Annotated in this window: 10 protein-coding genes; all 10 read right to left on the reverse strand. The window is 63.5% G+C overall.

The window, feature by feature from the left end:
• Positions 1–383 precede the first annotated feature (383 nt).
• Complete coding sequence (locus RKE40_RS23450) at positions 384–1,307, reverse strand: formylglycine-generating enzyme family protein (protein ID WP_316020645.1); 924 nt, start codon at positions 1,305–1,307, stop codon at positions 384–386.
• A 168-nt stretch (positions 1,308–1,475) separates the two neighbouring features.
• On the reverse strand, positions 1,476–1,697 hold the full coding sequence (locus RKE40_RS23455; RefSeq protein WP_316020618.1) for a hypothetical protein: 222 nt from the start codon (positions 1,695–1,697) through the stop codon (positions 1,476–1,478).
• A 98-nt stretch (positions 1,698–1,795) separates the two neighbouring features.
• Positions 1,796–3,475, reverse strand: a complete 1,680-nt coding sequence (locus tag RKE40_RS23460) for an arylsulfatase (RefSeq protein ID WP_390893506.1) — start codon at positions 3,473–3,475, stop codon at positions 1,796–1,798.
• 907 nt (positions 3,476–4,382) lie between these two features.
• Positions 4,383–5,524 (reverse strand): IS3 family transposase gene (locus RKE40_RS23465; RefSeq protein WP_316020619.1). Its coding sequence is split into 2 segments (ribosomal slippage): positions 4,383–5,275 and positions 5,275–5,524, totalling 1,143 coding nucleotides; the frame shifts between segments, so codons are not numbered across the junction.
• 182 nt (positions 5,525–5,706) lie between these two features.
• On the reverse strand, positions 5,707–6,861 hold the full coding sequence (locus tag RKE40_RS23470; protein ID WP_316020620.1) for an alpha-hydroxy acid oxidase: 1,155 nt from the start codon (positions 6,859–6,861) through the stop codon (positions 5,707–5,709).
• Positions 6,862–6,947: 86 nt separating this feature from the next.
• On the reverse strand, positions 6,948–7,622 hold the full coding sequence (locus RKE40_RS23475) for an RraA family protein (RefSeq protein WP_316020621.1): 675 nt from the start codon (positions 7,620–7,622) through the stop codon (positions 6,948–6,950).
• 52 nt (positions 7,623–7,674) lie between these two features.
• On the reverse strand, positions 7,675–8,325 hold the full coding sequence (locus tag RKE40_RS23480) for an RraA family protein (protein WP_316020622.1): 651 nt from the start codon (positions 8,323–8,325) through the stop codon (positions 7,675–7,677).
• Positions 8,326–8,381: 56 nt separating this feature from the next.
• Positions 8,382–9,449 carry an extracellular solute-binding protein gene (locus tag RKE40_RS23485; RefSeq protein WP_316020623.1) on the reverse strand — a complete coding sequence of 356 codons (1,068 nt, stop codon included), beginning with the start codon at positions 9,447–9,449 and terminating at the stop codon, positions 8,382–8,384.
• A gap of 67 nt (positions 9,450–9,516) precedes the next feature.
• Positions 9,517–11,316, reverse strand: coding sequence for an ABC transporter permease subunit (locus RKE40_RS23490; protein ID WP_316020624.1), 1,800 nt, complete (start codon positions 11,314–11,316; stop codon positions 9,517–9,519).
• Positions 11,313–12,431, reverse strand: coding sequence for an ABC transporter ATP-binding protein (locus RKE40_RS23495; RefSeq protein ID WP_316020625.1), 1,119 nt, complete (start codon positions 12,429–12,431; stop codon positions 11,313–11,315). Before RKE40_RS23495 ends, RKE40_RS23490 begins: the two co-directional genes overlap by 4 nt.
• Between the last annotated feature and the right edge of the window lies 1 nt (position 12,432).

Genomic DNA, 12,432 nt, shown 5'->3' on the forward strand with positions numbered 1-12,432 from the left:
GCCTCATGGTCCAGCACCATCCGCACCGCGCGCGCACGCACCTCAGGCGAGAACTTGTTCGTCGTCTTGCTCGTCATGGCTCCACCTTCTCAGGAGTTGGAGCCTCCGACAAACCCGGAGCGGTTCAGCCCGCCTTGAGCAGTTACCCGAGTGACAAAATCGACAATCGACGACTTGGCGGAACCTTCATTCCAGGAGGGAAGCGGCTCCGCCTGAGCACGCGCATCGCCGGAGTGTAGTCCGCCAATCACCACCGGGAGAGCAGCCATTGACGACAGTAGTACGCGCCGATTGAGACGAAGCTGAGCAGATGAAACGGTTGTCATTCCGATCTCCACTGGATGAAGTGGGTTGGCATTTGCGGCCGCTTTTGGGATCTTGGGTTATTCTTTGGGATCAGGTCTCCAGACGCAGCGGAAGCCGAGGTGGCTGGTCGAAGTGTCAACGGGTTCCGCATGGCGCGCAGCCGGCCGATAGCGGCGGCAGTAATTGGGTGCGCAAAGATGTGAGCCGCCCTTGATCACTTTGCGGGCGATTTTGATGTCCGGCAAAGCGGGGTCGTAGCTGTCGCCCTCGTTGCCGCCTCGCGGGTTCTGCGGGATGCAGCAAGTCTTCTCGGCATTGGCATGATGTTTGGGCGCATACCAATCCGTGGTCCATTCCCAGACATTGCCGATCATGTCCCGAAGGCCATAGCCGTTTGGCGGAAACGCTGTGACTGGCGAGGTGCGTTGGAAGCCATCCTCGGCCAAGTTTTGATGCGGAAACTCGCCTTGCCAGGTATTCGCCAAATGGCGCCCGTCGGGCGTGAGGCCGTCACCCCAGGCGTATTCAGCGCCGTCCAGCCCGCCTCGCGCGGCAAACTCCCATTCGGCCTCGGTCGGCAGGTGTTTGCCGGCCCAGCGCGCATAGGCGAGAGCGTCGGCGAAGGCCACATGGACGACAGGATGATTGTCGAGCGCGTTGATGTTGCTCCTGGGGCCATAGGGGCGTCGCCAGTTCGCTCCCATCATCAAGCTCCACCAGTGACGGAAATCGCGTCGGTCGACCGGGCCCGTAGGCTGGGAAAACACGAGCGAGCCCGCGTAGAGCATGCTTGACGGTGTGCCGGGATAGTTCTTCGGGTCGGGCGCGACTTCCGCAAATGTGACATGACCGGTCGCCTTGACGAACTCCTTGAACTGCCGGTTCGTCACGGGCGTTCGGTCCATCCAGAACGGGTCGACGCTCACGAGATGTGCCGGCGCCTCCTCCGGATAGTGACGATCGGACCCCATCAGGAATGTCCCGCCTGGCACAGCGATCATCTCGGACGGCGCAGTTCCGGTCCGAGAGACATCATCATGTGCAAGGGCGGCGGTCGTGCCATCTGCAATGTCCAAGTCTGTCATGACATCCCGTGGTGATGCGGCGAGCGGCTGTGGCGTATTTGCAGGTTGAGGGATGAAGCCTGCCCGCACTGCGAGCCATACGCATCAGCGACCTGTCGGCGCCCCGAGGCGATAATCTTTTTGCAGCTGTGTGCTCGTGGACGGAGCGAATGCCTGGCATTCGCTGAAGTAGAATTGGCCGGGCTGCCGATTAACCGGATTGGCGCAGATGCTGGCCAGTTCTGCCTGCCTCGACTGCGAGGTCTGGCAACCTGACAGGGAAAGGCTGGCGAGGACCGCCAGGCCCATCGATCGAACGACGTTCATGATCGTGCCTCCTTTTGTGCAGGATGAAAGCTTGTTGCGATCCCGGGCCGCATTGGAAGGGAATGCGGCCCGGTTGGCTGTCGTAGAGACAGGGCCTTTTAGTTTCCGGTTGGTAACGGGATGCTAACTCCGTCTTTCGCAAGAATTTCGCGAACAGACTGCAATCGCTCGTAGTCAGAAAGCAATATTGGCCCGGTATAACCGTAGCTTTGAACCTTGCGCGGAGGATATTTAACGTAAGTGGCCATGATCTTCTTTAGCTCTTCCTCCATGACAACGCCCATCCAGGTGCGTTCAGTGAAGTTGTTCATGAAGATGTCGTAACGCTCCTGCGGATCCTGCCAGAGGTCGAAAACCTGTGGAACCGTGGCGACATATTTCGTCGGGCCTTTCCAGCCGAGATTGCTATCGACAGCGAGGCCACCGGTGGAGCTTCCATCATCGCCACGAATATTGAAGAGAAACTTGTAGTTGTTCACCCGGACCGCACCGGGCGAGAGCTCGTTCTCGGTAAAATAGAACCACGACTTCCGTGGCGACTGCCCGGTTCCAAACAGCACGGGGGACATGTCGTAGCTGTCGAAAATGATGGGCTGGTTGGCGCGATCCTGTGTCGGAAGCGGAACGCGGCCGACTGAGGCGAAAGTCGCCATCAGATCGAGTCCACCAAGGATCTCATGGTTCTTGGTGCTGGGTGCTATCTTGCCCGGCATCCAGGCGATGGCCGGAACGCGGTTGCCGCCCTCGCGAAGAGTGCCCTTGGTGCCACGGAACGGGGTGTAGCCCGCATCCGGATACACGTCCTGCCAGGCGCCATTGTCAGTGGTGTAGAAGACCAATGTGTTGCCGGCGAGCTTCGGATTAGAACGGACCTTATCCATGATACGGCCGATGCGGGCATCGAGCTCGACGACCGAATCCGCGTATTTGCTTTTGGAAAGGGACTTATGGATGTAGTCGGGGTGCGGCATATTGGGTTGATGGACCTTCATGAAGTTGACGCTCATGAAGATCGGCTCAGCCGAGTTGGCATTGCTGTCGAGATAATCAATCGCAGCTTTTTCCACATAGCCGTCGAAGAACGGGATGCCCACGACGCCTTCGCGGCCATTAATGATCGGCGTGTCGACATACTGGCCGTTGATTTTGAACTCTTCGCGCACCGGCTGGCCGGCATTGCCCGACAGAGCACCCTTCGTCACCTTCTGGAACATTTCGCGCAGCTCGGGCGGCATGTCCGGGAACCAGGTCGGATCTGCGTAAGTGTAAGCATTGAGATGATACAGGCCGCAATACTTCATCTCGTCATAGCCCTGTGCATTGGGCAGCGCGTAGTCGGCCTCGCCGAGATGCCATTTGCCAGTGAAGAACGTCTTGTAACCGCCGGTCTTCAGCACTGAACCGAGAGTCCACTCGGCTGCCGGCAGGCCGCCGCCCTGGCCCTGGAAGGCCACAGTGGTCATGCCGCTTCGGTTAGGCATCCGGCCCGTCTGCATGGCAGCGCGCCCCGGTGTGCAACTCGGCTGCGCATAGAAGGAGAAGAATGTCATCCCTTCCGCCGCCAGCTTGTCGATGTTGGGGGTCGGCATGCCTCGGCCGGCGCCGCCGCCATAGGGGCCGAGATCCCCGTAGCCCGTATCATCCGATATGATCATGATGATGTTCGGCTTTTGGGCCGGGGCTGGGGGCTGCTGCTGCGCAAGGACGGGAATGGTCATCTCCGCCGAAATTGCCACGCTCGCGCAAAAGCCGAGCCATCCGCGTCGACAGATCGTCATGCAACGTCTCCATTTGCAGAACTGGGGGCAGGCCGTTGAGCAGGCGAAGCGGCTCTTGCCGCACACGTCCAACGATGGCGGCTACGATAGCCCGAGACCTAAAAGCCAATCGTCAGGCGCCTCTATTGTACCTAGGGCCAATATCAGCATGCGGCGACAGGCTGGGCGTCCGATCTGAACGCCTATCGCCCACCCGACATGCGCTGATCCTCAATCCGGCTCATCACGAGCGTGCGGACAGCCTCGCTGGAAGTGCTTGATTTAAGCTGCGCCTCCATCACCTGGCCAACTGAACACCCGGAAGCGGACGTTCCAGATGTCGGCTACGGGCCAAAGGTTCGCGTTATTGGTGGCGCCGGAAGGAAATGCCGAAGTCGGTTTGTATCGACGATTCTGGAAAGCGCGCCCGTGGATGAACGCCGTTATTGACCTCTTGCCGCCACGGATGTTGCGTTTGGGTCCGGTTAGATTGGTTAGGCGCATATCGCTAATGCTTTAAGCGATAGCTCTGGCTCCAGACGGAGGCAGCGTAGTTGAGGTTGGTTCGCAGCCCAACTTGCCGGATAAGCTGCCGCGTGGGGCGACCGATGAGGCATCAAAACTCGCTCGTGGGCAGCACGCGGAAGGGGTCACGGTAGACTCTTTGGCTCAGGAAGGTGCTTATCCCGCAGCCTCGTCATCAAGCCTCAGACACGGGAATTTCTCTGCCCCAATTTCAAGGCCAACCCCCGTCTCCAAGCCCTTACGCGCGAAGGCGCTGGACTACCATTCAAGGGCTGCCGGAGGGCGGCCAAACAACATCCAGACCCGAGCTGGCATGCGAAGGCACGCCTGAAGGTCGGAAGGGGATGGAAGCGGTGTGGTCCTGGGGGCTGTCTGGCCTGCTGCCGGTTCTGTGGACATGTGGTTAGGCTAATCCCACCTTCTTTTCGAACTCGACCGGGCTGATGTAGCCGATGGTCGAGTGCCTGCGAACGGCGTTGTAGAAGCGCTCGATGTAATCGAACACGTCGGCGCGAGCATCGTCGCGTGTCCGGTAAACCTTGCCTCTGATCCGCTCGGTCTTCAGCGACGAGAAGAAGCTCTCCATCGCGGCATTGTCCCAGACATTGCCAGAGCGGCTCATCGAGCAGGTGACGCCGTTGTCGGCCATGAGCTTCTGGAACTGCTCGCCTTGGCTGCCCTGGTCCGAATGGTGCAGCAGGGCATCAGGCCTTCCCCGGCGCCAGATCGCCATCATCAGCGCATCGGTCACGAGCCCGGCGGTCATGTCGGGCTTCATCGACCAGCCCACCACCCGGCGGGAGAAGAGATCGATGACGGCTGCAACGTAAAGCCAACCCTCTGCGGTCCAGATATAGGTGAAATCGGCGATCCAGCGCTGGTTCGGACGCTCGGCATGAAACTCCCGGCCGAGCGCATTCGGCGCGATGGCCGATCGCTGGCCCTCATCCCTGGGCAGGCTGCGCCGACGCGGCCTGGCACGCAAAGCCTGGGCACGCATCAGCCGCTCGATGCGATGCAGGCCGCAATCGATGCCTTCCGCCAGCACGTCCCGCCAGACGCGCCTGGCACCATAGGTCCGATCCGAACCAAGGAAGCTTGCCTGGACCCTGTTGCCGATCTCCTCGTCGTCGCGTGCACGCCTGCTCGGCGATCGGTTGAGCCAGGCATGGAAGCCCGAGCGCGACACATCCAGCGCTTCGCAAAGCCATGCCACCGGCCAGATCCCCCGGTGCTTCGCAATGAACGTGAACCTCATGTCACGTCCTTCGCGAAGTAGGCCGCGGCCTTTTTTAGGATGTCGCGCTCCGCCTTGAGCTTGGCCACCTCGCGCCGCAGCTTCTCGATCTCAAGCTGCTCCGGCTTCATCTGACCATGGCCCGGAAAAGCCTGCGCAGGATCGGCCGAGAAGAGCTTCACCCATTTGCGCAACCGGTTCTCATGGACATCCAAATCCCGAGACGCCTGCGCCACACTCACTCCGCGATCCTTGATCAGGCGAACCGCCTCGATCTTGAACTCACGCCCAAACTGTCGTCGCCGCATAACCCACCTCCGGTTTCATGAAACACCCAATCTCGGTGTCCACGAAACCGGCAGCAGGCCAAAAGTCCGCTCTTAGGCAAAGTCTTAGTGTCCGGTTGTTCTGGCGCATTTCACCCTGACAAGGGATGGGGATGGTTGGCCCATAGCTTACCTTTGCAAAGTCTGCTTTCTGGAGAGAGACGCTACGACTCTCTTGCAAGCGCATCATCGCCCAGCGCGGTGAGCGAGGAACAGCCCATGAAAGCCATCGTGCGGTCGACCTCGTCGCGCAGGATCTCGATCACGCGGCTCGCGCCGTCGCAACCGCCCATGGCGACGCCGTAGAGCAGCGAGCGCCCGACGAGGACCGCCCGGGCGCCGAGGGCGAGCAGCTTGACGATGTCGCTGCCGCGCCGGACGCCGCCATCCGCGAGGATGACAAGTCGATCACCGAGGCGTTCTGCGATCTCTGGTAGGGCGCGGGCCGGCGCTATGGCGGAGTCCAGATTGCGGCCGCCATGATTGGAGACGACGATGCCGTCCGCTCCGCAATCCAGCGCCCGCTGCGCATCATCGCTGCGCAGAATACCCTTTATGACGAACCGCCCTGGCCAGCGCCGTCGCAAGGCGGCGATCTCGGCCCAGGTGACATCGTCGGCGAGACGCAGGGCGTCGCCGAGCGGCGCCCGAGTGATCTTGCGGCGAAAGGCTTCCGGGTAATGCGCGTAGCTCGGCATGCCGGGGCCGGCGAGATAGCGCCCCATCACGTTCAGGCACCAGCGCGGATGCCGGGCGAAATCGAGCGCGGCGCGCCAGTTCGGCGCCATCGGAATGCCGAAGCCGTTATGGATGTTGTACTCGCGCTTGGGCGAAACGCTCGTGTCCACGGTCAGGATCAGCGTGTCGGAACCGGCCTCCCGCGCGGCATCGACGAAGGTCTCGGTGATCGCCCTGTCGTTGAGAATGTAGAGCTGGAACCAGAGGTTCCCGCCGGCGCCGGCGGCGATGTCGCCGATCGAGGTAATCGACTGCGTGGAGACGCAGAACGGGATGCCGGCCCGGGCCGCCGCCCGTGCCAGTTCGATCTCGCCGCGATACCACATCAATCCGGCGAGGCCGGTCGGGGCCGCAATGATCGGCAGCGGTAGCCTTGAGCCGAACAGTTCCACGCTCTGGTCGCGCCGGCTGACGTCGACCAGCACGTTCGGGCGGAACTTCACCGCGTCGAGCGCCGCCCGCGCAGCTGGCAGCGCAAGCTCGCCCTCCGTGCCCCGGTCGATGAACTCGAACATGCCGCGTGGCAGGACGCCCCGCGCCGCCAGGCGCATCTCGTCGGTGTTCAGGATACGGGAAGGCATGGGGGCTGAGATCCTTGCTTCGGCCGGGGCTCGGCAGGCCCCGAAGCGGCGGCACCCGCCGGCGCCGCCACTGTGCTGCGACCCGATCAGTGCGCCGGTTCGGCCTGGCCGAGCAGGATCGTCCGGAGATCTTCCCCGGCGGCGAGACGGGCATTGATGACCGCCTCCTTGGCGACGATCTCGCGGGCCTTCTCCTGGATCTTCGCGGCTTCGTTCTTGGGGGTGACGAAGACGCCGTCGACATCGGCGCAGACCAGGTCGCCCGAGCGGATCACCGCGCCACCGACGGTGACGTCGACCCCGACCTCGACGGTGATCTCGCGCGAGATCGGACCGGCCATGGTGATCTCTCGATACCAGGTCGGCGGGGCGATCTGCTTCAGCCCGACGAGATCGCGGATGGCGCCGTTGATGATCACGCCGGCGACCTTGCACTGGCTCAGGCGATGGGCGACCAGATCGCCCATCGCGCAACCGCCGATATCGGTCTGCACCTCGACCACGACCACGGCACCCTCCGGCGCCTCGTCATAGGCCCGCAGGAAATCCTCGCGGTTGCTGGTCCAGCTGTCGCTCGCCCGGCGCAGCCGGATCGTATAGGCTGGGCCGATCGCATGATCGTCCGGACGCAGCGCGCGCACGCTTTCTACGGTGCGGTGAGCCAGCGTCCACGGCCCGTGAATCTTCTCGGCCGCATCCCAGAAGACGGCGGTACCGATCTCTGCGGACGCCGCCGCAGCTGCATTCTTCTCGCTCGACATGGTTCCTGTCTCTATTTGTGGGTGAAAATGAAGCGGTCGTGGGACCGCCTGTTCAGCTCGCGGGCGTACGTAGGGTTTCGAGGAGGGATCGGCCGGCGGCGAGGCTGCGATGCCATTGCTCTTCACGTGCGATGACGCCGGCGGCGATCGGCGCGAGCGCCCCCATAGTTGCCTTCGGTACGACGAAGGCTCCGTCGATATCGGCGAAGACGAGATCGCCCGGCGCGACGCGCGTGCCGCCGACCGAGAGCTCGACCTGCGCCTCGGTCGCGGTCTCGGCCATTTCAAGCCCGAGCATTGTCGCCTGCGCGTACCAGATCGGCGGGCCGAACTCCTCGAGGCCGATAAGGTCACGCACTGGGCCGGCCACGACGACGCCGGCAACACGGATGGCTTTGAGCCGGTGGGCGATGATGTCGCCGAGGACCGCGCCGCCGACATCGTCGACGACTTCGACGACTACGACGGAGCCGGCTGGCGCATCATCATAGGCCCTCAACAGCACCTCGACGTTTGCTGCGGCCGGCTTCGCAGCGCGCCGCAACCGGATGGTGTAGGCCGGGCCCCTTACCGCATCGCCGCGCCGCAAAGGCGCCATGCCGCGCAGGGCATGAGCCCCTGGCGACCAGGGGCCTTCGAGGCGCTCCACCGCGTTTGAAAGCACCGGCGTCGCAATCGTCGCCATCAGCTTGTCTTCAGCCATATCCATCGTCCCGGTAGGAAGGAGCCCGCGGCGCGAGAGGCCGCGGGCGGAGTGAATTAGCTCAGCAGCCACTTGTTGAAGCGGTCGGCGATCGCGTCGCGATTGGCCGCCCAGAACTCGTCGTTGATCTCGATTCCGGTCGCCTGATAGGCGGGGTTGGTTGCGAGAACGGTGGCGCGCTCTGGGGTGATGAACTTGAAAGCGTTCGGATTTGTCGGCGCGATCGCCACCTGGCGACCGACGCCGGCCTGACGTTCGCCCTGCAGGCAGAACAGGATGAATTGCCGGCATGTCTCGAAATTCTCGGTCCCCTTGAGGATCGTGAACATGTCCGTGCCCCAGATATTGTTCTCCCAGGCGAGCGAGAGCGGCGCCCCCTGCTCGGCGGCAGCCGTGGGGAAATTCGACCAGACCGGCACCATGTCGACCTCGCCATTGGTGATCAGCTGAATGGCCTGGACCGGGCTGGTCCACCAATGGGCGACATGCGGCTTGATGCGGTCGAGCGACTTGAAGGCGCAGTCGAGGTCGAGCGGATAGATATCCTTCGGCGCGACGCCGTCGGCGAAGAGAGCGATCTCGAGCGTCTCGACCGGGTTCTTGCGCATGGCGCGGCGGCCCGGGAACGCCTTCACGTCGAAGAAGTCCTTCCAGTTCTTCGGCGGCTCCTTGAACTTGTCCTTCCGGTAGGTCAGCGGCGTCGCGTAGACGCCGTGGCCGATCGCGTATTCGTTGCGGAAGCCAGCCGGGATCTCCTTCACCACCGCCTCGTTGTCGAGCCCGTGCTTCATCAGGAAGTCGCCATCCTTGAGCAGCTGGCGAATGGAGGCGCGCGAAAGCGAGGCCGCCATGTCCCAGGTCTTGGACTTCGACTCGACGATGGCCTTGATCTGGCTGACCGGCTCGTTGTTCGAGGTCGCAGGCACGATCTCGATGCCGGTCGCGGCCTGGAAGGGCTCGTAATAGGCCTTCTTCATCGCCTCCGCGGTGGGGCCACCCGGCGTGCGGACAATGAGCCGCTTGGTCTGAGCGTGGGCGCTGGTCCAGATGCTCGGAGCCGCGACGGCGCCGGCGCCGATCAGCAGCGTTCTGCGGGAGATGGCCGACTTCCTGGTATCGCTCATGATGATATCCCCAATGTCCTGTTCTTCTGGCGAGTGGTCGATGTTCAGGGATCGAGTGTTGCTCGATTCATTTTTGCTCTTTGGTCTGCAGGCGGTGGATCAGCAGGGTGATCACCGCGACGAAGACGAGAAGCAGCGTCGACGCCGCCGCGAGGATCGGTGTCGCGACGTTGATCGCGTCGTCCCACATCTGCTTGGGCAGGGTTGTGGTCAGCCCGCCGGTCACGAACAGCGCGATGGTGAGCTCGTCGAAGGAAGTGATCAGCGCGAACAGGAAGGCCGAGATCAGCCCGCCCTTGATCAGCGGCAGCGTGATGAAGCGCAGCGTCTGGGTCGGCCGCGCCCCGAGATTCCAGGCCGCCTGATCGTAGCGGGTGTCGTAGGACTTCAGCACCGCCATGACGGTGATCACGACATAGGGGATCGCCAGCACGGCGTGGCCGACGATCAGGCCCGCATAGCTGCCGACCAGGCCGATCTGCGCGTAGAAGTAGAACAGCGCGACCGCGATCACCATGCGCGGGATGATCAGCGGCGAGAGCACCAGCGCCAGGATCAGGGTACGCCCGGGCAGCTTCTGGCGCGCGATCGCGAAGGCTGCCGGCGTGCCGATCAGCATCGCCAGCGTGGCGGCGCCCAGCGCGACGATCACCGAACGGGTCGCGGCCTGCAGCCAGACCGGCGAATCCAGCAACCCCTGGTACCAGCGCAGGCTGAACCCCTCGGGCGGCCAGTTGATGCGCGAGCCAGCGGTGAAGGAGACCGGCACCATGATCAGGGCCGGCAGGATCAGGAAGGCCAGGATCGCGAGCACGACGGCCCATTCCAACCCCGCTCCGCTGCGACGCGGCTTCCCGGCCCCGCGATTGCCGAAGATGCGGTCAATGGCGCTGAACAGCATATCCGAGACATGGCCGAGCCCGGCACAGATCTTGAGGCCGATCAGGCCAGCCCAGCCGGGGCCTGCCCCTGCCTTCACGCCGCGATCGCTGCTGCCGGTCAGCGTCGAGATGCCGAGCAGCCGGTCATAGATCGTGAAGATGACCAGTGCGGCGACGAGCAGCAGCAGAGAAAGCGCGCCGGCGAAACCCCAGTTCAGATAATCTTGCACCTGCTCGATGATCAGCTGCGTGATCATCGTCTCGTGGCGCGAGCCGAGGAAGGCCGGCACGATGAAGAAGCCGAGCGAGGTGATGAAGACGAGCAGGGCTCCTGCCGTCACGCCCGGCAGCGAAAGCGGGAAATAGACTCGCCAGAACACGCTGCCCGGGCGGCCGCCGAGCGTCATCCCGGCCTTGGAGAGGTTCTCGTCGATTCCCTCCATCACCGGCACCATGGTCAGGATGCAGAGCGGAACCATGGCATGGGTCATGCCGACGATGACGCTGGGCGCCGAATAGAGAAGGTCGATCGGCCCGTCGACGATCTGCAGGTACTGCAGGGTCTGGCTGATGAAGCCGTTGCGGTTCAGCAGCACCATCCAGCCGAAGGTACGGATCAGGAAACTGCACCAGAACGAGAGCTGGACCCAGAACATCAAGCGGTTGCGGGTCGCGCCGGGCAGACGCGCGATGGCGCGTGCCACCGGATAGCTGATCACTACCGTCGCCAGCGTCGTCCAGAACGAGATTTTGAGCGTCACGACCATGACCTGGACGTAGACGGACGAGGCGAACAGGCGCTCATAGGCCTGCAGGCTGAAGACGCCGCCGGGCCCCTGGAAGCTCAGCGAGAGCAGCTTGCCGACGGGATAGAGGATCAGCAGCAGCAGGAAGAACAGCACCGGAGCCAGCTTGCCCCAGCGCCCAGTGAACTGCCGCAGCGGGCTCGGCCGGCCGGCGCCCCGCGAGGAAGCGGCGAGGCTCATGGCATCTTGCCCTTCTCTGCAGCCAGCACGACCGTCGCCGAAACCGGCCAGGTCGCGAAGACCTCGCGGCCGGGATCGGCCGGCTGCGTCCTGCGGTCTGTCAGCTCGAGCGCGACGACGGTGCCGCCCTCGGCGAGCTCGATATAGTGGCGGGTGACGCCGCCCACGAAGATCGTTTCCCGCACCGTGCCGGGCACGGCGTTCCAGCCCTCGACCGGTTTCAGCGCCGCGCGGACGCTTTCGGGCCGCACCATGACCTTGACCGCCGAGCCCGCCGCGAAGTTCCCGGCACCGCTGATCGCGCCGCCGACGGCATCGATTACGAGGCCGTCCGGCGAATTCGAGCGAACCTTGCCTTCGAGGAAGTTCGATTCCCCCAGGAAGTCCGCGGCGAAGACCGTGGCCGGCTCGAAATACAGCTCAGCCGGCGTGCCCAGCTGCTCGATGCGTCCGCCGTTCATCAGGCAGATGCGGTCCGACATCGTCAGCGCTTCCTCCTGGTCGTGCGTGACGTACAGGATCGTGATGCCGAGCGATTTGTGCAGATGCTTAATCTCGAGCTGCAGCTGGTCGCGCAGCTTCTTGTCGAGCGCGCCAAGCGGCTCGTCCATCAGGATGAAGCTCGGCTTGAAGACGAAGCAGCGGGCGAGCGCGATGCGCTGCTGTTGGCCGCCCGAGAGCGCCCGCGGCTGGCGCTGCGCCGTATGCGGCAGTTGCACGATCTCGAGGACGCGAGCGACTTCGCGCCGGATCTCGGCCTCCGGCATGCGCCGCATCCGCAGCGGAAAGGCGATGTTCTCGAACACGGTGAGGTGCGGGAACAGGGCATAGTTCTGGAAGACCATGCCGATGCCGCGCTCCCACGGCGGCGCGTAGGTCGCCTTGTGGCCATCGATCGAGAGCTCGCCGCCATCGGCCTGCAACAGGCCGGCGACCATCATCAGCAGCGTCGTCTTGCCCGAGCCGGAGGGGCCGAGCAGCGTCATGAACTCGCCTGAGCGGAGCGTGAGATCGGTCGGATGCAGCGCCACCGTGGCGCCATAGGTCTTGTGCAGCCCCGAGACGACGAGCTTGGGGGGCGTGCCAGCGTTCTGTTGCAGTGTGAGGTCTGTCATG

The organism is Allobosea rubneri, assembly GCF_032464875.1.
Classification (GTDB): Bacteria; Pseudomonadota; Alphaproteobacteria; order Rhizobiales; family Beijerinckiaceae; genus Allobosea; species Allobosea rubneri.

What these genes read in the sequence shown, in the direction of transcription:
- RKE40_RS23480 (WP_316020622.1), bottom strand. Translation starts at nt 8,325, where the DNA reads ATGGCTGAAGACAAGCTGATGGCGACGATTGCGACGCCGGTGCTTTCA.
- RKE40_RS23450 (WP_316020645.1), bottom strand. Translation starts at nt 1,307, where the DNA reads ATGATCGCTGTGCCAGGCGGGACATTCCTGATGGGGTCCGATCGTCAC.
- RKE40_RS23485 (WP_316020623.1), bottom strand. Translation starts at nt 9,449, where the DNA reads ATGAGCGATACCAGGAAGTCGGCCATCTCCCGCAGAACGCTGCTGATC.
- RKE40_RS23460 (WP_390893506.1), bottom strand. Translation starts at nt 3,475, where the DNA reads ATGACGATCTGTCGACGCGGATGGCTCGGCTTTTGCGCGAGCGTGGCA.
- RKE40_RS23475 (WP_316020621.1), bottom strand. Translation starts at nt 7,622, where the DNA reads ATGTCGAGCGAGAAGAATGCAGCTGCGGCGGCGTCCGCAGAGATCGGT.
- RKE40_RS23470 (WP_316020620.1), bottom strand. Translation starts at nt 6,861, where the DNA reads ATGCCTTCCCGTATCCTGAACACCGACGAGATGCGCCTGGCGGCGCGG.
- RKE40_RS23490 (WP_316020624.1), bottom strand. Translation starts at nt 11,316, where the DNA reads ATGAGCCTCGCCGCTTCCTCGCGGGGCGCCGGCCGGCCGAGCCCGCTG.
- RKE40_RS23455 (WP_316020618.1), bottom strand. Translation starts at nt 1,697, where the DNA reads ATGAACGTCGTTCGATCGATGGGCCTGGCGGTCCTCGCCAGCCTTTCC.
- RKE40_RS23495 (WP_316020625.1), bottom strand. Translation starts at nt 12,431, where the DNA reads ATGACAGACCTCACACTGCAACAGAACGCTGGCACGCCCCCCAAGCTC.